This is a genomic window from Neobacillus sp. C211 (genome assembly GCF_051842875.1).
In the GTDB taxonomy this organism is placed as follows: Bacteria; Bacillota; Bacilli; order Bacillales; family Cytobacillaceae; genus Neobacillus.
This window is the reverse complement of record NZ_CM122574.1, coordinates 162,728-186,650: the sequence shown is the minus strand read 5'-3', so window position 1 is coordinate 186,650 and position 23,923 is coordinate 162,728. Positions and strand designations below refer to the sequence as shown.

20 protein-coding genes and 1 pseudogene are annotated in these 23,923 nt (G+C 38.3%); 18 read left to right on the top strand and 3 right to left on the bottom strand.

The window, feature by feature from the left end:
• Nucleotides 1-37: 37 nt before the first annotated feature.
• Nucleotides 38-895, bottom strand: coding sequence for a DNA-3-methyladenine glycosylase family protein (locus ACSU6B_RS00965; protein WP_410882251.1), 858 nt, complete (start codon nucleotides 893-895; stop codon nucleotides 38-40).
• 256 nt (nucleotides 896-1,151) lie between these two features.
• Between ACSU6B_RS00965 and ACSU6B_RS00960 the strand changes: the two are divergent.
• The 5 genes and pseudogenes from ACSU6B_RS00960 to ACSU6B_RS00940 all read left to right on the top strand — a co-directional run.
• Nucleotides 1,152-1,835: pseudogene (locus ACSU6B_RS00960) on the top strand (NAD(P)-dependent oxidoreductase); the annotation flags it as partial.
• A gap of 241 nt (nucleotides 1,836-2,076) precedes the next feature.
• Nucleotides 2,077-3,018: a heme o synthase gene (cyoE, locus tag ACSU6B_RS00955; RefSeq protein ID WP_410882027.1), complete on the top strand. Its 942-nt coding sequence runs from the start codon at nucleotides 2,077-2,079 to the stop codon at nucleotides 3,016-3,018.
• Nucleotides 3,019-3,081: 63 nt separating this feature from the next.
• Nucleotides 3,082-3,432, top strand: a complete 351-nt coding sequence (locus ACSU6B_RS00950; protein WP_410882025.1) for a hypothetical protein — start codon at nucleotides 3,082-3,084, stop codon at nucleotides 3,430-3,432.
• 172 nt (nucleotides 3,433-3,604) lie between these two features.
• Entirely contained in the window at nucleotides 3,605-4,165 is a 561-nt protein-coding gene (locus ACSU6B_RS00945) for a LemA family protein (protein WP_373605355.1), read from the top strand.
• Nucleotides 4,165-4,920: a TPM domain-containing protein gene (locus ACSU6B_RS00940; protein WP_410882023.1), complete on the top strand. Its 756-nt coding sequence runs from the start codon at nucleotides 4,165-4,167 to the stop codon at nucleotides 4,918-4,920. Before ACSU6B_RS00945 ends, ACSU6B_RS00940 begins: the two co-directional genes overlap by 1 nt.
• 85 nt (nucleotides 4,921-5,005) lie before the next feature.
• Here ACSU6B_RS00940 and ACSU6B_RS00935 read toward each other — a convergent pair whose 3' ends face one another.
• The gene (locus ACSU6B_RS00935) at nucleotides 5,006-6,106 is read right to left on the bottom strand and encodes an AI-2E family transporter (protein ID WP_410882021.1); all 1,101 of its coding nucleotides are present in this window, start codon (nucleotides 6,104-6,106) and stop codon (nucleotides 5,006-5,008) included.
• A 279-nt stretch (nucleotides 6,107-6,385) separates the two neighbouring features.
• Here ACSU6B_RS00935 and ACSU6B_RS00930 point away from each other — a divergent pair, with 279 nt between their 5' ends.
• From ACSU6B_RS00930 to ACSU6B_RS00910, 5 genes are all read left to right on the top strand, one after another.
• A complete protein-coding gene (locus ACSU6B_RS00930) occupies nucleotides 6,386-7,573 on the top strand; it encodes a glycoside hydrolase family 88 protein (protein WP_410882019.1) in 1,188 nt (395 codons plus the stop codon).
• 37 nt (nucleotides 7,574-7,610) lie between these two features.
• A complete protein-coding gene (locus ACSU6B_RS00925) occupies nucleotides 7,611-8,654 on the top strand; it encodes a glycoside hydrolase family protein (RefSeq protein WP_410882017.1) in 1,044 nt (347 codons plus the stop codon).
• A 209-nt stretch (nucleotides 8,655-8,863) separates the two neighbouring features.
• The gene (locus ACSU6B_RS00920) at nucleotides 8,864-9,511 is read left to right on the top strand and encodes a ThuA domain-containing protein (RefSeq protein WP_410882015.1); all 648 of its coding nucleotides are present in this window, start codon (nucleotides 8,864-8,866) and stop codon (nucleotides 9,509-9,511) included.
• 427 nt (nucleotides 9,512-9,938) lie between these two features.
• On the top strand, nucleotides 9,939-10,124 hold the full coding sequence (locus ACSU6B_RS00915) for an aspartyl-phosphate phosphatase Spo0E family protein (protein ID WP_410882013.1): 186 nt from the start codon (nucleotides 9,939-9,941) through the stop codon (nucleotides 10,122-10,124).
• 91 nt (nucleotides 10,125-10,215) lie between these two features.
• Nucleotides 10,216-11,820 (top strand): response regulator transcription factor, encoded by a 1,605-nt coding sequence (locus ACSU6B_RS00910; protein ID WP_410882011.1) that lies wholly within the window; start codon nucleotides 10,216-10,218, stop codon nucleotides 11,818-11,820.
• Nucleotides 11,821-11,956: 136 nt separating this feature from the next.
• Here the strand turns inward: ACSU6B_RS00910 and ACSU6B_RS00905 are convergent, their stop codons facing one another.
• Nucleotides 11,957-12,601, bottom strand: coding sequence for a YesL family protein (locus tag ACSU6B_RS00905; protein ID WP_410882010.1), 645 nt, complete (start codon nucleotides 12,599-12,601; stop codon nucleotides 11,957-11,959).
• A 257-nt stretch (nucleotides 12,602-12,858) separates the two neighbouring features.
• Here ACSU6B_RS00905 and ACSU6B_RS00900 point away from each other — a divergent pair, with 257 nt between their 5' ends.
• The 8 genes from ACSU6B_RS00900 (at nucleotide 12,859) to ACSU6B_RS00865 (ending at nucleotide 23,873) form a co-directional block, all read left to right on the top strand.
• Nucleotides 12,859-13,803, top strand: coding sequence for a carbohydrate ABC transporter permease (locus tag ACSU6B_RS00900; protein WP_168242551.1), 945 nt, complete (start codon nucleotides 12,859-12,861; stop codon nucleotides 13,801-13,803).
• A 14-nt stretch (nucleotides 13,804-13,817) separates the two neighbouring features.
• Nucleotides 13,818-14,648, top strand: coding sequence for a carbohydrate ABC transporter permease (locus tag ACSU6B_RS00895; protein ID WP_168242552.1), 831 nt, complete (start codon nucleotides 13,818-13,820; stop codon nucleotides 14,646-14,648).
• A 95-nt stretch (nucleotides 14,649-14,743) separates the two neighbouring features.
• Nucleotides 14,744-16,063: an ABC transporter substrate-binding protein gene (locus ACSU6B_RS00890; RefSeq protein WP_410882007.1), complete on the top strand. Its 1,320-nt coding sequence runs from the start codon at nucleotides 14,744-14,746 to the stop codon at nucleotides 16,061-16,063.
• A 114-nt stretch (nucleotides 16,064-16,177) separates the two neighbouring features.
• On the top strand, nucleotides 16,178-17,914 hold the full coding sequence (locus ACSU6B_RS00885; RefSeq protein WP_410882005.1) for a sensor histidine kinase: 1,737 nt from the start codon (nucleotides 16,178-16,180) through the stop codon (nucleotides 17,912-17,914).
• Between the two features lie 110 nt (nucleotides 17,915-18,024).
• Entirely contained in the window at nucleotides 18,025-18,630 is a 606-nt protein-coding gene (locus ACSU6B_RS00880; RefSeq protein ID WP_168242555.1) for a hypothetical protein, read from the top strand.
• 115 nt (nucleotides 18,631-18,745) lie between these two features.
• The gene (locus ACSU6B_RS00875) at nucleotides 18,746-21,421 is read left to right on the top strand and encodes a polysaccharide lyase 8 family protein (protein ID WP_410882003.1); all 2,676 of its coding nucleotides are present in this window, start codon (nucleotides 18,746-18,748) and stop codon (nucleotides 21,419-21,421) included.
• Between the two features lie 356 nt (nucleotides 21,422-21,777).
• Nucleotides 21,778-22,683, top strand: coding sequence for an ROK family protein (locus ACSU6B_RS00870; protein ID WP_410882001.1), 906 nt, complete (start codon nucleotides 21,778-21,780; stop codon nucleotides 22,681-22,683).
• Nucleotides 22,684-22,706: 23 nt separating this feature from the next.
• Nucleotides 22,707-23,873, top strand: coding sequence for an SIS domain-containing protein (locus ACSU6B_RS00865; protein WP_410881999.1), 1,167 nt, complete (start codon nucleotides 22,707-22,709; stop codon nucleotides 23,871-23,873).
• Nucleotides 23,874-23,923 lie beyond the last annotated feature (50 nt).

Here is a 23,923-nt window from a genome sequence, read left to right as displayed (position 1 = left end):
CAAAAAGCACAAGCTAAACCTAGCTAGTGCTTTTTGACTAGTAGAGAACTCGCCATAAATAGAAGGTTGCATAGGATTCCCAATTTGCCCACGGGATTGATAATGCAAGGATTTCTTCTTTGGTCGGCTTTCTATCCATATTTAGCAGCGTTTTTATCGCATTAATTAGACCGACATCATCGATCGGGAAGGCAGTCGGAAAACGAAGGCAGCGCATCAGCACATAATTGGCTGTCCATGGGCCAATCCCGCGTATTTTAATTAAGCTTTTTTCGACCTCTTTAAAATGACCGGATTCCATTAATTTTTCCTTGGATAATTCGCCGCTCGCCATTAATTTGGCAATTCCAATAATATATTCACTCTTTTTGACGGTCATTTTAATATCTGCGAGATCCTTTGGTGTGAGCTGTGCAATTCGTTCATAGGAAGGGAATATCCAATAATTTTTGCCATCCCATTCGATGGACTCACCAAATTTTTCAACGAATTGTCTCTTTAATGTGTAAGCGAATCCTAAGTTAATTTGCTGGCCTAAGACCCCCCAGCAAAGAGCTTCAAACAAATCGGGAATGCCGATAAGGCGTAATCCATAAAAGTCTTTTACGGGCATTTTAAGTAAGGGATCAGCTTTGGCAATTTCATAAAAGGGAGTTAAATCGTTATCGAGGTCAAACCATTCAGCAATATAACGCACCACTTCAGCAATCTGCCAAGGTGTACTAGGTTGTGTACCTCCTAAAAAATGAACATGCAACTGCATATTAACGATGGCTTCTATCTGAACTAGGACTCGAGTCTCACCAATTGCTATCACTCTTCTAATGGTTTCATTTTCGACTTCATACATACATTCCTTATTATTACGTTTTAGGTAGCCAAGGTTTGCTTTCATATCAAACGCTTCAGGCAATGGAATGACAATATCTTCATTAAATTCGTTAATTTCTTCCCCCAGTGTGTTGGACAATCTATCCTCCCCCTCCTTTTTCTATATTCTATTATTATCACAAAAGTATAAAAAATAATTTTTTTATTTTGCTTTTACATTCAAAAGTTTTTAATGATTCATGCAATTAAGTGTATATTGATTATGTAGTAATGTTAATCGCTGACTGAAAGAGATCTAATTCTGAATGTGAGGAATCTATGATAGTGTAGCCGATACCATTTTTGGTTTATTACTAGCAACCGCTAGAAGAATGCCGGAATTAAATCAGATGGTAAAGTCAGGGAAGTGGACATCGCAAGTGGGTGAGAATCTTTATGGAGTGGATGTGCATCATAAGACATTGGGAATTATCGGAATGGGAGGGATTGGCTCAGCCATTGCCAAACGTGCGCATTTAGGCTTTGATATGCCCATTTTGTATCACAATCGCTCACGAAATTTAGAAGCCGAACAAACTTATCAAGCAACCTACTGTTCCCTTGAAGAAATTTGTCAGCACGCAGACTTCATTTGTTTAATGACACCACTAACACCAAAGACAGTTAAGCTAATTGGAGAAAAGGAATTTAAACTAATGAAGAAATCCGCCATTTTTGTTAATGGTTCGCGTGGAGCAGCTGTGGATGAAGATGCCTTGGTTCAGGCCCTTCAAAATGGGGATATCTTAGCTGCAGGGTTAGACGTCTTCGCACAGGAACCAGTAAGTCCAGATCACCCACTTTTATCAATGGATAATGTAGTCACCCTGCCGCATATTGGGTCAGCTACCCACGAAACTCGTTTGAAAATGGCCAAACTTGCAGCGGAAAATCTAGTCCTTGGATTGCAGGGTAAACAGCCGCTTTCGTTAATTAATCAAGATGTTTTAACTGAGGTTCGCTAAATGAACAGGCGTGAAGAATCTTCTTAAACAAAGGATTACGCCTGTTTTATTAATGCATGATTAAAACATAGAGTATGGAGCTTTTGTAGAAAGGACAAGAGAATAATACTAGAAGTTCCAAATGGAAATATCCAACAGCCATTTCCAGGTGCCTGACACCGGATTTTGTGAGATAATCGAAATGTAGTATGATAGAATTATCTTTGGTTTGTTTGGAAGACTTCTTAGGAGAGGATATTAGATGACCAATAATGAGATACCTTCTCTACAGAAGGATGGAAAAGTTACGATATTGAATCAACGAAATACATCTAACATAATGACTGATCTAAAGTTACTTTTTAAAGCAAATGTATTAATCGCAAATGTTTTGCCTGTCTTTGCAGGATTCTGGTTAGCCTTACATTTTACCAATACTTCTTTTACAGCACACCTGGATCTATTTTTCTTAACAATTTTCGGAAGTACAATGGTAATGGCCGGGGCCCTCGTGCTCAATAATTGGTACGATGTTGATATTGACACTGTAATGGATCGAACAAAGGGTCGTCCAACAGTAACGGGGAATATTTCTTTGAACGCAGTTTTAACAATAGGTATTGCTCTAAGTGTATTAGGTCAAATCCTTTTACTCTTTACGACCGTTGAAGCGGCGATATACTCCTTTGTCGGATGGTTTACTTATGTCTTTTTATATACCATGTGGTCAAAACGGCGGTATACAATTAATACAGTAATTGGAAGTATTTCCGGTGCCGTTACACCTTTAATAGGATGGACAGCCATCGCACCTGGTTTTCAAAGAGTCCCAATGATCTTGTTTCTTATCTTGTTTATTTTTCAAATGCCGCATACCTTTGCGATTGCCGTAAAGAAATATAAAGAATATAAAGCAGCTGGAGTAGCCATGCTTCCCGTTGTTCGCGGATTGGCTGTGACTAAGCGGCAAATGGTGATCTATATTACTTGCTTATTTCCATTACCATTTTTATTAACGATGCTTGGAACTACATTTATGGTGATTGCTACATTGCTTAACGTTGGATGGTTGGTTGTGAGTATCAGCGGATTTTTTACTAAAGATGATTTAAAATGGGCACATGTGAATTTTCTATATTCCGTTAATTATATAACTATATTGTTTCTCTTGATGGTAATTGTTACATTGCCGGTGTTTAGTTAGTCGAGATCAAATGAAACTCAAACTATAGATAAGTGAAGGCTGTTCCGAAGGTATGCAAGTTATTTGCAAACTAATGGAGCAGCTTTTTGGACGCTGCCTCGTTCAATGGATGAAGCATTGAATGAACAAAGCATGGAACTATTTAAATTTGTCAGTTTACCATTATTAGCTGGTATACCACTAAGGGATAGCTGGAAAAAACTTCGCCCAATTGGGAAGGACATTACTTTTTACTTTTTTGCAATCTTGTTTTTTGGAATGGGCTGGTTGTACATTGACTCGCCTGTGCAATTATGTAATAACTACCTTGTAACCGAGCAAATCATGCTTGGCTGGGGATTCTTGACGACGGCAATCTGCATGGTGATATATAAGGTTTATATCGCTTTTGTTGATCCATCGAAATATGAATAATTAAATACAGATGAGCCTAATCCTTTATGGATTAGGCTCTATTTTGTGAAAAGGCTAAAATACGAGTGTAATTTGGTACTTTTTACAAATGATAACTGTTGGAAAAGGAAAATTTTTTGAAATTGAAATATACTATAAGGGAAGGGACGTGATGATTTTGAAAAAAGGTTATATGGTGATTGGAATAATTGTAGCAGTGATTGTTATTTTTGGTGCAATGTTAATTTCCAGCTATAACTCTTTTGTCAATTTAGAGGAAAATGTGGACCAGTCCTATTCTCAAATTGAAAACCAACTGCAAAGAAGGCTGGATTTAATTCCGAACTTAGTAAATACAGTGAAGGGTTTTGCTTCGCATGAAAAAGAAGTAATTGCATCAATCTCAGATGCACGTGCAAGACTAGCGGGTGCGAATACGCCGCAGGCACAAGCCACAGCAAACGCAGAACTTTCAGGTGCGTTAAGCCGTCTACTTGTAGTCGTAGAAAATTATCCCGATCTTAAAGCAAATCAGCAGTTTACCCAATTAATGGATGAACTTGCAGGAACAGAAAACAGAATAGCTGTCGCACGTAAAGATTATAATGATCAAGTGGCGGTGTACAATAAAAAAGTAAAAAGATTCCCTGGGGCAATTATTGCAGGCATAACTGGGTTTGATGAAAAAGAATATTTTAAAGCAGACCCTAGTGCCAAAGAGGCTCCAAAAGTTGACTTTGGGGACGATCAATAATGAAAACAAAACGGATCTTCAGCCTTTTGTTGGTGTTTATCACTTTTTTTCTCTGTGCTATGAATGCACAAGCTGAGGATGTCCAAATTCCGGCACCTGTTGGAGACATTTACGTACAGGATTTTGCCAATGTATTAAACGAAACAGAAAGAGCAGAATTAATCAATTTAGGCAGGAACATTGAAGACCAAACAACAGCACAAATTGCTGTTCTAACTGTGGGTACTATCGGGGATCGACCGATAGAAGAGTTTGCAAATGAAGCTTTTCGGCAATATGGAATCGGAAATAAACAGGAAAACAACGGTGTATTGCTCGTCTTATCCATGCAAGAACGCAAAGTAAGGATTGAAGTAGGCTATGGATTGGAAGGCAGAATTCCGGATGGAAAAGCAGGTCGAATTCTTGATGAATATGCCATTCCATTTTTAAAAAATCAACAGCCAAATCGAGCAATTGTTGAAACCTATAAAGCTTTAGCAAACGAAGTCCTCGCCGAGTATGGCAAAGAAGGAGACGTTAGTAAGCAGACACAGGCAACCGGTGAAAAAGGATTGGGTATTCCCGGTTGGTTAATGGTCATTGTTATTATAGGCGTTGTGTTTTTAGATTTTAAGTTTTTTGGAGGAACGCTCACCTACCTTCTCTTATCTATCATCTCCAGAGGTGGAGGCAGAGGAGGCGGTGGTAGTGGTAGTTCTAGAGGGGGCGGAGGAGGTTCATCCGGTGGTGGTGGTGCAGGCCGAGGATGGTGATACCCTTGCCAGAAAATCGAAAAACTGTTAGGAGACTTTTCTCCTAACAGTTTTTTATATTCTATTAATTTTTATTAATAAATTCTTATGGTTCGTCAGTTATCGTTGCCAATTTTCGAGCCCTTAGAAACTTTATTACATTTAAAACAATCGTTTTTACTACGGCATAGAATGGTACTGCCAACACCATCCCTAAGATACCAGCTAGATTTCCTGCAGCGAGTAAAACAATAATAATTGTCGCTGGATGGGTATCTAATGATTTTCCAAGGATGAGCGGAGATAAGACATTGCCTTCAACCTGCTGAGCAATAACGATAATCACGATAACCAATAAGGCTTTGGTAGGTGAATCAAAAAGAGCAACAATCACAGCAGGGGCACCGCCGAGAATTGGCCCGACATAAGGAATTATGTTGGTAAACGCTACAATTAAGGCCATAACTAGCGCAAAAGGCAAATCAATAATTAAGTAACCAACAAAAGCAAGAGTTCCTACTGACAGGGCTACAATAACTTGTCCCTGAATATAGGAGGAAAGTGTTTCACCAGTCTCTTTCAACATAATTAACCCGGCATCTCTATATGTAGCAGGAAGGAATTTAGTGAGGGCTTTAGGGAACTTATGTCCATCCTTAAACATGTAGAATAATAAAAAAGGAACGGTGGCTAAAATGACCGCAATATTAGCAAACACACCGAGTATATTTGTAATGCCACCAGTAACCCTATCCGGTAAGGTGTTTGCGTAGGCAATCAGTTTTTGTTTACCTGTTTCCAAAAGGTCATTTTGCTCTTTCATGATCCATTTGAATTCAGAACTGCGTGATAGCTTATCAAAATACTGCAAGGTCTTGTTAGCATAATCAGGAAGTGCATTTGCAAGGGCGGTGAATTGCTCTGTGATGGCAGGGACCAAGCTGCCAATCGCTAATACAAGAATGCCAATAAACACGACATAAATGATGAGGATGGCAAGAATTCTCGGCACTTTTTGACGCTGAAGAAAATTAACGATTGGATTTAGTAAGAAAAATAGAAATCCGGTAATAAGAATTGGGAAAAAAAGAGTAGAGAAAAAGATCCCAATCGGCATGAATAAAAATGAAATCTTTGTTGAGACAAAGATGATGGTTAAAATTAATAGGATCTGGATTAACCCGTATTGGAATTTTCTTTTTGACATTATGTTCCCCTTTTTCTTTTATTATAGCTAAAATTATATCAAAAACATGGAACAGAAGACAAATTCTAGAATTTTTAATGGTGTCAGGCACCGCTCAAAAAAATGAAACTTTCGCCTCATTTTAGATGAAGGGAATACTTCCTTTTAGCTAAGTATTTTTTGAAAAAGTAAAAAACGCTCACATATGGGAAAAAATTTTACACAGCTTGTTGGTATGGTTGAAGCTATAATGACAGTATATTTTTTTGAGATCGAGTCTATTAAAAGGAGATACCTGCCATGTCAACTGTTATTGAAGAAGGGATTAAACAGCCTGAGAAGTTTACTTATAACCATGGTTTAACAAAAGAACAGGTTGAAAGAGCCTTAAACCAAGCCATACAAAAAGTGGAAGAAAATCTTGAGCATTTCAAGGATACGTTCCCAGATGCTGCTAGTGTCAATAATGTATATAAACCGGTCAAAAATGATCATGAATGGACACAAGGCTTTTGGACAGGAATGATTTGGCTTGCCTACGAAACGACAGGGGATGAAAAGTTCCGTGAGGTTGCCGAGATCCAAGTGGAAACCTTTAAAAAAAGAATCGATGAAAGATTAGGGCTAGACCATCATGATTTGGGGTTTCTTTATACCCTTTCCTGTGTAGCCGCATACAAGCTGACAGGAAATAAAGAGGCAAAAGACATAGCCATAAAGGCTGCAGATGCATTAATGGAGCGCTTTAGTGAAAAGGGTGAATTTATCCAAGCTTGGGGAGATTTGAGTGACCCTGCTAACTATCGTTTGATTATTGATTGCTACTTAAATTTACCGCTGCTTTTTTGGGCGAGTGAAGTAACGGGCGACGGGCGATACTATGATGCCGCTTATAAGCACGCCAAAACCGCTATGCATGTCGTGGTCAGAGACGATGCGTCGACGTTCCATACGCATTATTTTGACCGGGAAACAGGAGAACCAACAAAAGGAGTAACGGCTCAAGGGTATTCAGACGATTCTTGTTGGTCGCGCGGTCAAGCATGGGGCGTATACGGATTCCCGTTAAGTTACCTGTATACAAAAGATGAGCGCTTCATGGAAATGTATCATAAAGTGACCCAATATTTTCTCAATCGACTGCCGGAGGATTACATTCCTTACTGGGATCTTATTTTTACAGAAGGTGATCAATATCGTGATTCATCGGCGGCTAGTATTGCCATATGCGGACTAATGGAAGCGGAAAAATGGCTTCCGGCAGATCATCCACTGAAAAAAATCTATCGGAATGCCGCTCTGCATATGTTGAAATCATTAATTGAAAACTATACGACCATCAATTATTCCGAATCAAATGGCTTGCTTTTACACGCTGTGTACAGTATCCCGCATAATGGCGGCGTCGATGAATGTAACATTTGGGGCGATTACTACTATATGGAAGCGTTAGTAAGGGTGCTTAAAGACTGGGAGCTGTATTGGTAGATTAGAGAACGATTAGGTATACGAGGGGGAAAATGGTATGTGTCAAACTAATCCGAAACCATTGATGGATAAAATGCTCCCTGCGCCCATCAATGGCGGATTTCGAATGGAAGGATACTGGGTATGGTGCGGTTCTGTCGTGAAGGGGGAAGATGGACGCTTCCACATGTTTGCATCACGTTGGCCGAAGCATTTGCCGATGCATCCAGGCTGGCTTGTCGGATCGGAAATCGTTCGGGCGGTTGCCGATACTCCTGAAGGACCATATGCGTTTCAGGAAGTCGTGTTTCCTGCCAGAGGAGCGGAGTACTGGGACGGGAGAAGCACACACAATCCAGTTATAGTAAAGCATGACGACACCTATATCCTTTACTATATTGGAACTACTCATCCTTTCGCGGATATCGGACCTGGTCAAACACTTGAATTAGAGGATCCTAGAACAATCGTCGGAAGGTCCAATAAAAGAATCGGAATTACAACATCGAAGAGTGTGTTTGGACCTTGGGAACGAAGAGACGAGCCTATTCTACGTCCTCGACCGGGCAAATTTGATAGCTTTCTGATTTCTAATCCTGCTCCGTATGTTCATGAAGACGGATCCGTCCTTCTTATTTATAAAACACGCTGCTATGAAGGCCATGTTCATAGCAGAAAAATGATGTTCGGTGTCGCAAAAGCAGATCACTATAATGGACCATATACCGCTGTTAGTGACGAGCCTATCTTTCCGCCGGACCGGGTTCACCTAGAAGATCCGTTTATTTGGAAAACGGAAAATGGATATGAATTAATCGCGAAAGATATGGAAGGCGGCATATCTGGGGAATTACACGGTGGAATCAAGGCTTTCTCAAAGGACGGAATCAAGTGGGAGCTAAATGACAATCCGAAGGCCTATTCATGCAGCGTATTATGGGATGATGGAGAGGTTAGGACAATGGCAAATCTGGAGCGTCCGTTCTTGCTTTTCCAAGATGGAAAGCCAACCCATTTATTTGCAGCTACAGCGGACGGTCCTGGTCATTTCAAAGGAATGACAGAAACGTGGAATATGGTTATTCCCTTGAAAGCGGACTAACGGTTGGAAAAAGAAACGCATTTAGAAAAGTTTTACAAAGAATAATCTTACTTGTCAAAAAAATATTTGACTGTGAACTGGACTGTTAGATGAATAATCTAGCAGTTTTTTATTAGAGTTTAGTTTCGTTCTTTATCTGTATGACTATAAAGGAATGTGTGTTAATTTGTTATCAAGGTAAAAAATCAGCTGGTAAGGAGAAAAGCAGGATGGTAAAAATAGCAGCATTATTAGGAGATTACTGGCATGATAGAGACGATGCAAAAGCTGGATTAGAAGCGGCCTTTTCAAGATTACCATACAAAGAAGAAGTTGACCTTCAATATATTACATATGAAGAAGTTTCACAAGTGCTTGATGATAAACCAGACTTATTTATCAATGCAAAAATGGCCCAGTTAAATCCAATGGATGAACAGGTGACCACTTGGTTAATAGAAGATTTGGATAAAAAGTTAGTAAATTACATCAAAGAGGGGGGAAGTGTCCTAGCTTGGCATGCCGGTATGGCTGGATATTCAAGTGAATCCAACTACATTGAAATGTTAAGGGGATATTTTGTCCATCATCCACCAGGACTGCAAAATGTTACATACACCGTGAAGGAAAATGAAAAAAGCGGAGAGAATACATTTTCCCTTTCCGATGAGCAATATTTTGTTCATTGTGATGCAGCAAATACAGAGGTGGACCTTTGGAGTACAGGTGTCGATGGAGATTCTATCGCTGGATGGAAGCATTCCTATGGAAAAGGGAAGATATGCTGCTTTACCCCGGCTCACACGAAAGAAGGAATGCTAAATAAAAACATCTTCAGCTTATTAGCAGAAAAAATAAATTGGATGTTATCTAAATAAATAAGGTAGAGATGGTTGCATCAGAATTGAGAAAAGAGATATCAAAATAATGCACAACCTCCTCAAAATAATGCACAGAATAAACGAAATAGACGGAATATAATTTAAATTAAATGTATTTCACGATTAAGGAGGTACGTATGAAAAATCATTGCGCTGTTTCTAGTCGTTTTAATCGCTTGTGGAACATTATTGCAAACTGCAAATGCTACCGTAAATGATTTTGAAGGGTCTAAAAATCTTGCCTTAAACAAACCATGAGACGTTTGTTGATGTTTGAAATTAATAGAATGCTTATCCTTAAGTTTTACTTCATAAAAGCCTCCAAAATTCTAAAGGTATTTAATGTTTAAAAGAATGTATAATTGTAGTTGCACTCTTGGATAAATGAGAGTTATTAAAAATTAATCATTTTCAGGTGATAATCATGTCAATTGAGGTGCCATTCTACACTAGACAGCTGACAGGAATGCTAGAAATAATAATCGAAAAGAAAAGAAAAAAGATGATAGCTCTTGCCAATAAATACGGACTCTCGGCACTGGAGACAGTTCAAGTTAGTAAAGAACTTGACCAATTAATTATTATCTATCAAAAAAATCTTATAAGTTAGAAAAACAAATAATCGAAAGTTTCCCTAGGATTAGCAAGTTGCTTCTGGTCAAGAATTAAAAATATGATATCTAGAAGTGGGAGGCTTTGTTATGTATAAAATTATGCTAATAGATGATGATGTCCCAATGTTAAAATATTTAGAAAGGTTAGTACAGTGGAACAGTCTGGAGCTGACTATTTGTGCTTCAACGTACTCTTCTTTGAAAGCGCTTCAGCTATTTAGTTTCACACTCCCAGACATCGTCATTTCAGATATTGGACTGCCTCAAATGAATGGACTTGAATTAGCAGAGAAATTTAGAAAAATCAAACCGGATGTCCGGATGATTTTCCTTACCTGTCATGAGGATTTTCATTACGCTAAACGTGCTGTTCAATTGGGTGCTGACGAATATCTGATTAAAGATGAACTCACTTCTGAACAATTAGAAAAAAGTCTTAGAAAATCTCTCCAACATATAAAAAATTCACGAGATAATCATGAACTCTATTCATTCCGTGAAACGATACAAATAAATAAAGATGTCTTAAAGCAAAACTTTTTAGATCAGATTCTTTCTGGAAAGAATATTGAAAATGTAATTGGTTACGGCAAAAGGTTAGGTATTCATTGGGATTTTCCTGACTTTATTGCGGGGATCTCTTTTATTGATTTTTCCAGTTTACCAGAAAAATATAGCCTTCGAGATCTTCCTTTTATAAAATATGGGATTTTGAACTTTGCCGAGGAGTTAGCCCAAAATGTGGAAGGAATGACTCCCATACTGGATAAAGAAAAAAATCTATATATCATTATGAACTTTAAATATACGATTTCCCGAAACAGTTTTGAAGAATATTATCGTTATCTAGATGAATTGCAACAGAGAGTTAAAGAATACTTGAAAATAAATCTCTCTTTTTTATACAGTGGGCAAATAGTCAGGAGACCAGATCTTGGGGATGAAATTTTCAACTTGAGTGAATCCCGTTATCAGGCCTTTTACAATAGTTCGACTATCAACCAATTGCGACCTAACCTTCGAAACGAATGGAATATTAATTCAAATGAATTGTTGAATCCGTTAGGGAGAACTTTGATGAAGGCATATGATAACAACGATTTACCAACCATTAGTAGAACAATCGAAGAGCTGGATGCTCTCTCTAATGAAAAATGTATTAATCCTATACAACTTAAAGAACATGGGGAACGCTGGATTAACTACATGGAAGTAAAAAGCGGCAGCTCTATAAAAAATGATGACTTCTCCTACTTCTTCAAGAATTCTGTTAAATTGAATGAAGTCATTTTACTGCTAAAAAATAGAACGGTACAATTAAAAGGCTGCTTAGAGGATAAAACAAACGATTCGAGGAAAAAACCAAAGTTACAAGAAATTGATCAGTATATCATGGCGCATTTGTCTGATAATATCAGCTCAGCGGATATGGCTAATTTCCTTTTCTTAAACTCAAGTTACTTCTCCCGTTATTTTAAAAAATTAGCAGGTGAAAACTTCACGGATTATATCCATCGCTTTAAAATGAAAACAGCCGAGAAAATGCTGCAGGAAAAAGAAGATAGCATTGAAAATATTGCTAGTCAGTTAGGCTATTCGGACAGAACATACTTCTCCAAAATATTTAAGAAACATACAGGATATAGCCCTGGAGAATATAAATCCAGGCAAACAGATTCCGTCCATTCGTGAAGACAAGAAGGTTTATTTTGTAATTTATGAAATTCATATGAAAAACCCCATTTTCACTACTTGGACCAAGATTGATCTCTATCATCCAAGTTGAAAATGGGGTTTGTCTTATGGTCTGAATGTTTCATTTCAATTGTTAACCATTATTACTAGCAGCAAGGTTATTTTTTGTCCGTTCAATTTTATTAATAGACTGATAAGCAAAAGTCATCAACAATATACTTAGGAGACTTCCTGAAAAAAAAGGAAGCAAACCAGGAACCATTCTAAGCATAAAGTATGCGGTTATAAGACACAAGACCATCAACGCTGTCCGGATAGGATTAGCGACACCTATTAGAAAAGCATGTTTGACATACTGGAGAAGTTTCAAATCATAATGGACGAAAACTGGGAAAATATAAATCAAAATAACTGTGTAAATACTAGTAAAAAGGAACGTAACAATCATGAATATCCTATTGATTAATTCATTTTGGAAATCAATGATTTTAAAATCAAGATATAGGATGAGACCTGTAATGAAAAACATCAGCCCCAATAGGTTCGTTTTAAAAAATTCAGCCCGGTAATAATTCCAAAATGTCTTGAACACGGGAATATCATTTTTACCTATTAACCATTTTCGCATTACAGCAAACATCGCAGCCGTAGCTGGGAAGATCCCAAACGCAACGGCGCCCAATACAGTGAATAGAATCCAAAGAATATTAAGGTAAGCCAAAAGCATAATCCACTCGCATGTTCGGAAGATTAAGCCCAAAATTCCTTTCCACTCCATCCTTACTCCTCCTTTATTTGAACGGAAAATCATCCTTAATAATTTTTTAATTATAAAGGAAATTGGAATAATCGGTCATGGAGAATTTTGACCCCCATGTGCAATATTTTGACCCTTTGTAATACTCCGAAAATACGTTGGAGCAGGCTTTTTGGAAAGGTAAAAATATTACACGCAGAGGTACAAATCGTCAATGGGAACTCCTTATTGATTCGATTAAATTAAGAGTATAAACAAAAAGGATGAGGTGAGGATCTATGGAAACAAACATTCAAAAAACGATTCGCAAGTCTATTGGCAAGTCTATTAATAAAAAGAGTTTTTGGACCAACTCCCGCAGAGAATCGTTAAGCGGCGTGCTTTTCATTGCTCCCGAATTTATTGGGATTATTGGGTTAGGTGTTTTTCCACTGCTTTTTTCATTATACTTAAGTTTTACGGAATGGAATTTGGTAGGCGGGCTCAAAGCCATCCACTTTATCGGATTGGACAATTTTATCAATGTGTTCCAAGATAAGGTTTTCTATCAAGCATTGAAAAACAACTTTATTTTCTCATTGGTTTATGTTCCAGTCAGTATTGGGTTATCACTGATTATCGCTGTTTTAATATCATCAGCCGTTTATTTTAAAGGATTTTTTAAGGTGGCGTTCTTTGTTCCTTATATTTCAACGATGGTTGCTGTAGCAACAGTGTTTTCTGTATTGTTCCATCCATCTTTAGGTGTAATTAATAAAGTCTTGCATTCCATTGGAATTTCAAACCCGCCTGATTGGTTCGGAAGTACTGATTCTGCTCTTTGGGCGATCATTATTATCGCCGTTTGGAATGTCGTTGGTTATAATGTCGTCATTTATATCGCAGGATTGACAGGTGTGTCAGCCGAATTGTATGAGTCGGCCCAAATAGATGGTGCAAACAAGATTCAGCAATTTTTTCATATCACCGTTCCGATGCTCGGTCCTACAACTCTATTTCTACTCATTACATCCATTGTAAACTCGTTTAAAGTCTTTGATTTGATCGCCTTTTTAACCGAAGGTGGGCCAAATAATTCAACAAATGTACTTGTTTACTATATTTACCAAGAAGGATTCCAAAATTTTAGAATGGGTTATGCAAGTGCGTTATCTTGGGTATTGTTTGTAATTGTTGCAGTCATCACTCTTGTTACCGCCAGAGCGCAAAAGGAACAATTTTAAGGAGGTATGATCATATGGCGAACTTGAAAGTATCAAAAGTTATTGGAACGATTTTAGTTGGGATGTTGTCGTTACTGTTCTTATCGCCTTTACTATGGATGCTCTCTTCTGCAGCCAAGGTAGAAAAGGATGTAATGACATACCCAATAGACTGGATTCCGAATAAGTGGAATTTAATTGAAAACATTAAAACAGTGTGGCTTGGAAAAGTCCCTTTTGAATTGTTTTATCTCAATTCATTAAAACTTGCAATTATCTCTACTGTCATTACACTTATCATTTCTTCGATGGCGGGATATTCCTTTGCAAAATTAAATTTTCCGTTTAAAAATACATTGTTTTTTTTACTAATGGCGTTTTTCTTGGTTCCGTCAGAATCGACGCTTGTCCCTAGATTTATCCTGATTAATTGGCTGGGCCTGTACGATTCTCATGAAGGACTCATTCTCATGGCTGCATTCTCCATCCCGCTTACATTTCTGATGCGTCAGTTTATGATTGGAATCAGTACAGAATATATCGAAGCGGCAAAAATGGATGGGGCTGGATTTTTCCGGATTTATTGGCAGATTATGCTGCCAATGGTTAAGCCAATTCTAGCAACTGCAGGAATCCTTAAGTTTATTTGGACTTGGAATGATTATCAGAATCCACTTATCTTTCTTTCCAGTCAAAAATTATATACGATTACACTTGGTATGGGAATGTTCGCAGATGAATTTGGCACCAGCTATGCAGCGACGATGATGGCAGCACTTGCTGCGATTATTCCGCTGATTGTTGTATTCTTAATCCTTCAAAAACAGGTTATCGATGGAATCACGGTTGGTGGTGTCAAAGGGTAGGAAAAATAGTGCACAATGTTCTCAAAATATTACACAGATTGAAACCAAAAAGAAAATTATAATAAATTTGAAAATTGAAAAAGGGGGAAACAATAATGAAGATGAAAAAAGTAAGAAATATGATGTTGAGTATGACATTGATCGGTTCTGTTTTTCTATCGGCCTGCTCAGCTGGAACAGAAAAGGTTGATCAAAAAACTGCAAAGAAAGATGAAAGGGTTTCCATCAATTACTATACTTGGGAAACAAATGATGTGATCCAGAAGAAAATTGACAACTTTGAAAAAGCAAACCCTAAGATTGATGTGAATTATGAGCCGCTCGTCACAAATAATAATAGTCTTGAGTATTACAAAAAACTGGACATTAAGATGGGAACTGGACAACCGATAGATGTAGTGGCTTTCTCCCATGTGGACTTCTTGGTAGAGCGTGCAGCCCGCGGCGTGTTGTCTCCAGTAGATGATTTTTTGAAAGCGGATTCTATTAATCCAGATGAAGAATTCTACAGTGTGCCGAAATATGAGAATAAGACATATGGTATCCAGGACACCTCACAACCTTGGCTGGTCGCGTTAAATAAGAAAGCTTTAGATGAAGCTGGGTTACCTGTACCAACTTGGGGCTGGACTTGGGATGACTTTCGTGAGTATGCGAAAAAATTAACGAAAGGCAAACAGTATGGTGCATATTTCCATACTTGGGGAGAATACGATAATTTCGTTGCTTACTCTGAGTTGCCACATCCATATTTAACAAAAGATCAAAAGCCGGTATTTAACGATGCATCTTTTAAGAAGTTCTTTGAACTGCGCCGTAACATGGAAAAGGACGGCTCTGTTAAGCCATTTAAGGATGTCATTGCGGCCCAATTGCATTATTCGACCGAATTTTTAAATGGTGAAGCAGCCATGCTGCCGACAGCGGCATTCTTCGTTAGTATAATTAAAGATAAACAAAAATTCCCGCATGATTTCCAAACTGTATTTGCACCGATCCCTCAATCTTCAAAAGATACAAAGGTTGGTGCAGCAAATATTGGCGGACACTATCTCGCTATTGGAGAATCTTCTAAACATAAGAAAGAAGCGTACAAATTCGCTCTTTATATGGCACAACAAACAGATGTCGTCAGTGATATTCCAGGATCTAAGAATGTCGACAAGGATGCTGTTATTGACAAAATGATTGGGGAAGACACAAATCTTGTAGACAAACAATCACTAGTTAGCTCCGTATTCGATAATAGAAGTTATGTAACTTACGATACAAATTATACGACAGGTTATGCCAGCCAATTAAAGCCCGTGTTGGAGAACGGATTCAGTAAATTCATGTTAGATCGTATAAGCGCTGAAGAAGCTCAAAAATGGATGGTTGAGCAAGGGAACGACATAATCTCCAAATCCAAGTAAACACTTTTATCTCTAGAAAAAGCAGCCGAAAAATGGCTGCTTTTTCCCTTATTATTAGGTTCAGTGTTCGTGGTATACTAAATTGTCGTCAGATGATGCAAAGGAGGGGTGGGAATGTTGAAATGGCTGTTTAAATCTACTTTTTATCGGAAAATTCAAATTTCCCTTTTTATTTTTATTCTATTTCCCCTTGCGATTGCTTCGGTTTTCTCTTATTCCCTCATAAGAGAAGTGGTAGTAGAAAAAGTGAAGGATTCCCGCCAAAATGTGGTAAATGTCTATGCCAGTGATTTAAATCAAACGGTGGAGGAAATCGTCTATGCCACCAATCTTTATGGAAAACCAGGAAGTAACACGTTTGAAGATATAAGGGCTTTTAAAGATGTAGGTCAGTTATCTTCATTTGAAAACTATCAAAGATATGCCCGCATCTCCGATTTTCTTAGATTATCTTTTTCAAAAACTTCTGGTCTAAAGGCAGAGGTATTTTATTTGAATAACAGTAATTTTTTAATTTCTGGAAGTAATACTTTAGAATACTCATTCCTAAAAGATTCCCATTCAAAGGCTCTGGATCCTAAATGGAGGAACACACTCGACCCTAACAGAATCTATTGGATAACAGAATCCGAATTAGGTATCTCGCCATTGACTGAAAATGAGTCGTATTACTTTGCTGTGAGAGCCTATAAAGACTTCTCCAACGGCAAGAATTTAGGTGTTATTTTTGTAGGAATCCCGCATGGATATTTTAAACAGTTGTTTAAAAATCTAGATTCTGGAACATTTCTGTTATACGACGATAAAAAACAGTTGATTATTCAATACCCGGAAAAGGAAATAGGAACTAGGGAAGGGGAGGAATTAAAGGTTGGGGCAACCGTTCCTGCTTCCAATTGGAAGCTTCTATATCGTTCTTCCTTCAGAAATATAACAGGCGAGATTTCTCAAACGTTTCGATTCTATGCTATTTCTCTTTCTATAAGTATTTTAATTTTTCTTATTATTTCGGTTTTTATCGGCAGCTCGATTTACAAACCCCTTAATAGATTAAGAAAAGTAGCAGAACAGTTTGGAAATGAAAATCTAAGTGTTCGTTTCCCTGTAGAAGGGAAAGACGAAATTGCTGTACTAGGAAATGCTTTTAACAACATGCTCGATCAAATAAAACAATGGATTGGAAAATTCAAAAAAGAACAGGAAGAAAAACGGCTGATTGAGCTTCAGGCCTTATTTGCGCAAATCCGCCCTCATTTTTTGATTAATACACTAAATTCGATTAAATGTAATTTGATTTTAAACAATGATCACATTCATAGTCGTCAAATAGATTCTTTAATGAGGCTGTTGCGCGGTTACATGAGGGTGGATGAACTAACGCCCCTCAAGAAAGAGTGTGAGTTATTGGTTGACTATGCAGATATTATGAAGATGCGAAACGACATGACTTTGGATTTGCTTATTGATATACCAGAAGAATGGGAAGATTTTCGCGTGCCGCGCTTAATTTTGCAGCCTTTAGTGGAAAACGCCATCATTCATGGTTTTAATGAAGATCTCCATAAACCCACGATTATTATTGAAGCTCGCAGCGTGAATCAACAATTGTTCATTGAAGTGCGGGACAATGGCATTGGTATGTCGGAAGAAAAAATAAAATGGTTGCAGTCAAATCTTCATGATGAAGCAGAGCAAAAAGAAGGTAAAAAACATATTGGCTTAAGAAATGTATTTCAACGACTAATGCTGACCTACGGACCTGAGGTATCAATGGATATTCACAATAATGAAAATACAGGCCTGTCCATTCGAATATCTATTCCTATTAAAAGGGCAATGGTAAATGATTGAAAAAGTAAAAATTCTCCACGATATGAGTAAAAATCATACATTGTTACTGGTGCCAAGCTCCAGTAACATTTTTTATGTAATGGTAACCCAGAAAGGGGGAACTTGATAAAATGGACATAAAAAAATTAATCAAAAAGGCTGAAAATATATGGTTCCATTATAAATCATTTATCTTACTAGGAATCGTTATTGCTGGGATGATACTTTCCCTTCTTCCATCTTTTCATCACTCAAGAGAAAGAGCCTTACAGGCAGTGTTCATTGGCAATTACGTAAAAGGGGAAAAGCAACTGGAATTGCAGACGACTACTAAAAAAATTCTTGGGAAAACAAATTCAGATTCAGCCATCAGTATGGATTTTTGGGCAACTAGAGACGAGACGCTATTCTCAGATAGCACATTCCCAAAAAAACTGGCAGCGATGATTGCAACAGAAAGTGTTGATATTGTCGTTATGGATAAAAAGTCTTTCTTAGCTTTCGCTCGTCAGGGGACTTTTTTGCCACTTGATCCATTTGAGAGCAAATTTTCAAAAGGTGTCCAGTTTTTATCAGGCATGGAAAAGGGGCAAAAACATCTTTACGGAATCGAGATAGCCAAGACCAAGCAATTGGGAATGGCGGGCTACCATACAAAGGATAAAGTTTTAGGGATTGTAACTAATAGTAAAAATCATAAAATGGCTGTTCAGGCAGTAAAAACGCTGGTTGACTAATAATTTAGTAGTAGTCTGGTTTATTGTTTTTTTGAATACGCTTCCATGTATAGTCAGAAAATATGTACTTAAAAACTCGATCATTTATGTTCACTATATTCTGAGGAGGAAGACAATGTCTAAACAACTAAAAAGGAAATCTATGATTCTATTAATGGTTTCTATGCTTCTCTTATCGTTTATTTCTGTTAAGAACATAGCACAAGCAAACACAACGGATGCTGAAGGGGGACAGTCTGGCACGATGGATGCTTTTGATCAGGCCCGCGCGAGATGGTTTAACAAACTAACAGGAAATGAACAATACAACCCAAATGACCCTGATATAAATGAGTACCTCCTGAAATTAACCAATCGAGTGACAAATCCCGAAAATAAAGGGTCTTGGGACACTCTAAATAAAACAGAGGGCCGGACATACTTATGGGAAAACCTAGTAAGTACCAAGAATTCAGCTGAGATTACTAGTGCTTATAACAACTTGAAAGATATGGCGCTTGCCTATTCAATTAAAGGATCGAGCTTATATCAAAATAAAGCATTAAAAGTTGATCTTATAAGCGCCTTAGATTGGATGTACGCCTACCGTTATAACGAGCAAAAAAGCGAATACGGAAATTGGTGGGACTGGGAAATCGGAACGCCAAAGAGATTAAACGATATTATGGTCTTATTGTACGATGAGCTGGCACCAACACAGTTAAACAACTATATAAGCACAATTGATCAATTCGATCCGAACCCGAAAGTGAGAACGTATAACAATGCCATTAAAGAAACAGGAGCGAATTTGTTAGACAAAATATTTATCGCTAACCTCAGAGGTGTCATTGGGAAAAACGATGAAAAAGTAACCCAAGGACATGATGCGCTTCTTAATGAATATCTTTACGTGGATCATGGTGATGGCGTTTATAAGGATGGATCGCTCGTGCAGCACTTCAATATTGCCTACACAGGAAGTTATGGAGCTGTTTGGCTCACGCGTACGGCAGATATCCTTTATTTGCTAAAAGATTCTAAATGGCCATTACCTCAAGTGGATAATATCTATAACTGGGTATCGGATACATTTGAACCGGTTATTTATAAAGGGGCCGTGATGGACATGGTGAATGGACGATCCATTTCGCGGCAATATGAAAATGATCATGATAAAGGCAGAACCATTATATTAAGCTTGTTAAATTTGGCCAATGCTGCTCCTCAGGAAAGATCAACTTTAATAAAACGTTTGGTGAAAGAATGGATCCAAACGGATACTACGTTCCCTAACTATACGGCAGGTTTGTCGATCTATGATATTAATCTTGTAAAATCCTTGATGGCCGATTCTACGATTCAGCCAAGAGGGGAATTACTTAAAAACCAGGTTCTTGCCGGAATGGATCGCGTTGTCCATTTACGTCCGGGCTTTGGCTTCGGGATAAGCATGTTCTCCGACCGGATATCAGCTTTTGAATACGGAAATGGCGAAAACTCAAAGGGCTGGTACACAGGTATCGGTATGACCAGCTTATACAACAATGATCTTAAGCAATTTAAAAACGATTTTTGGCCAACCGTCGATAGCTTCCGTTTACCGGGAACAACAACGGACGGGTCAAAAGGAGTATTAAAGGATTGGAATGCTTATTATAACTCCAGAACCTGGGCCGGCGGATCCACAATGGATGGGCTTTATGGATCGGCTGGTATAGACTTCTCACTTGCCAATGTGACGGGAAGCAGTCTACAAGGTAAGAAGTCTTGGTTCATGTTTGATGATGAAATCGTTGCTTTCGGATCCGATATTAAAGGCGGGGATAATCGTAAAGTCGAAACGATTGTTGAAAACCGGCAATTGAGAGATGCCGGAGACAACCAGTTAACCGTGAATGGAGAAACAAAACCAAGCAGCCTTGGCTGGTCGGAACCGATGGAAAACGTCAAGTGGGCCCATTTAGAGGGGAATGTTCCAAATTCAGACATCGGCTATTATTTCCCTGAATCCGCACGTATTGATGGTTTGCGTGAAGCAAGAACCGGTTCATGGAGAGATATTAATAATGGAGGTCTAACCACTCCAATTTCAAGAAACTACTTATGCTTGGCTTTTAATCATGGTATAAACCCGCAAGATGCCTCATATTCGTATGTATTGCTGCCAAATAAATCTAAAGAAGAAGTGGAAGCATTCAGCCAGAATCCGAATGTAACAATCTTAAGCAATACAAAGAATGTTCATTCTGTTAAAGAAACGACGCTTGGAATTACAGCTGCCAATTTTTTTGCACCTGGTACGGCAGATATCATCACAGCTGAGAATCCTTCCTCTGTAATGGTGAAGGAGGAAAAAGGCGAATTGTCACTCTCTGTTTCGGATCCAACACAGAAGCAGGATAAAGTGATTATTGATTTAGATAAAACAGGAGTTTCTGTCATTAGTAAAGATGACACCGTTAACGTTCTACAAACATTTCCTACCATAAAAGTAGAGATCAATGTTGCCGGATCTATTGGTAAAACACATGTGGTGAAATTCCAAGTGGATGAGTTGAAAGATATTGAACGGTTAGATCAAGTTATCGATTTCGGCTATCAAAACGGCTGGATCATGAATGACGGAATCTATAACAGTTTAATTTCTACGGTTAACCAAATTCAAAAACATAAATATGACAGTAAGTTAGTAAATGAGGGAGTGAAAGCTCTTGAAAATAAAGTTCGAGCTCAATCTGAAAAAATGATAGATCCTGTTTTTGCTAATTTTCTGTTAAGTAAAACGATGCTCTTGGAATCACATAAGTAAGAGGGTTATTTACATCGAAAGTTTTACAATAAAAACAGCCAAGGTTTTTTTAAGCCTTGGCTGTTTTTTTTACTTTTGGCTCTGTTAAACTTGCCTGTTGATTTGCGCTCCAGGTGCTTCGCTTTCCGCGGGCGGTTCGGGGAGCCCGCAGGAGTCTCGCGCCTTCCGTTCCAATCAACAGGGTTACAAAATCAACAATGACCTTTAACAGAGCCTTACTTTTTATATTAAATCAGATAAGGTAAAAATTTTTCACAAAAAGCCCTAAATCGTACCTATAGAAACCACCTCATAAAAATTATTATACGTTAAGAGGCAATATTTTAATGAGATGTCTAAGTTAGAGGTGCAGAAGAATGAAGAAGGCAATAGGCATTGATATTGGCGGGACAAAGATTGCAGCGGGTATTATCGCGGAATCGGGGGAATTGCTTTACCGTACGGAGGTGAAAAGTGATCCTTCCGACCGCGAAAAAATGTTCGAACAAGTAGTACGAGCGGTTGAAGAAGTTCTGGAAAAGTCATCTTTTAAATGGTCAGAGATAGATGGAATCGGCGCAGGTGTACCAGGCAAAGTGGATAGGGAGAATGGTGTCGCGATTTTTCAAAATAATTTGCCGTGGGAACAGTTTCCGATTGTAGGGCGTTTACAGGAAAGATTTCTCATTGAGAAGGTAACAATCGATAACGATGTTTATATGGCGGCTTTTGCCGAGTGGAAGTTTGCCCGGACAAAAATGCTTGAGACCTTTGTCTATGTGACCATCAGTACCGGAATCTCCTGCTCGATCAATCATAATGGAATCTTTATTAGAGGAGGCGGATTCGCAGGGGAGCTAGGCTTGATTCCAGTCTTTTCGAAAGCGGCTGGTAAGAAAAATGAGCGGTTGGAAAAAGTCGCTGCCGGACCCGCCATCCAAAAACTAGCAAAAAAGGAATTGCAAGTTCAAAATCTTACAACGAAAGATGTCTTTGCAGGCTATACAGAAGGAGCACCCGAATATGTACCAATCATCGAAGAAGTAACCGACAATTTAGCACAAGGCATTTATGCCATTTCTTGCTTATTGGACCCTCATAAAATCGTTTTCGGCGGCAGTGTCATCGTAAACAATCCTTTTCTGCTTGAGATTATAAAAGAAAAGCTGAAAATCTATCAATTGCCTGAACAACAGCATTTATTAGGCCAGATGAGTATCAGTACATTGAAGCAGGATAATGGAGTGATTGGTGCAGGGATGCGAGTTTTTGAAAGGATATAAATAAACCAAGAGGAGATGTCAGTATGTTTACATTAACCCAAGATAAATTATTGCCATTAGGCGCATCGATAACGACTGCGGAAATAAAGCAGCAGCCCGATTTATGGGATGAAACATTTGCCTTGTTTACAAAGAAAAGCATCGAGATTAGAGAGTTTCTACAAAAATTATCTAGTAAACACAACAGAGTCCGGGTCATTTTTACAGGAGCCGGAACATCTGCCTATGTCGGTGAGACTATCACGCCTTATCTAAAAGAAAAAGTGGATGAAAAACAGTGGGAATTGCTAAGTATTCCAACAACTACTTTGGTGTCAAATCCTTATCAATTTTTAAAAGCAGATTTTCCAACATTATTGGTTTCTTTTGCAAGGAGCGGAAACAGTCCAGAAAGTGTGGCTGCCGTACAATTAGCTGAACAAATCGTAACCGATTTGTATCAGTTAACGATTACTTGCTCACAAGATGGCAAGCTAGCCACGCGGGCAAAAGATGATGAGAATCATTTGTTGTTATTGATGCCTAAAAAATCCAATGATCAAGGATTCGCCATGACCGGAAGTTTTACTTGCATGGCGTTAACGGCTTTGCTCGTTTTTGATCCATTGTCCGTTGGGGAAAAATTAGCAATTGTTAGAACAATCCGCCATATGGGTGAAAGTGTCATTAATCGGGAAGATATCATACAAAAAATGATCGATACTGATTTTGAGCGCATCGTTTATCTTGGCTCAGCAAGCCTGGAAGGCTTAACCAGAGAAGCTCAGTTAAAAGTATTGGAGTTAACTGCTGGTAAAATTTCCACCTCTTTTGATTCATCGCTGGGATTCAGACACGGTCCTAAATCGTTTGTGAATGAAAAATCATTAGTGTTTGTTTTTGTTTCCAACCATCCTTATACACGTCTTTACGATTTAGATTTATTACAAGAATTGAAACAAGATAACATTGCCAACTACATTTGTGCCATCGCAGTTGACGGAGAAACAAATTATGATGGTGAAACCTTCTCTTTTGGCCGTGAAGCTCAAGATGTTCCAGACGCGTACTTGGCGCTTCCGTTTGTCATGATCGGTCAAACGGTCTCACTGCTGGCTTCCATTAAAGTGGGGAATACACCGGACACTCCTTCTCCATCCGGAACAGTCAACCGTGTTGTAAAAGGCGTAACCATTCACGAATACAAGTAAATAGATTAGAAGTTTTAAAAAAAGGAAAGGAATTCTTCGTCCTTTCCTGT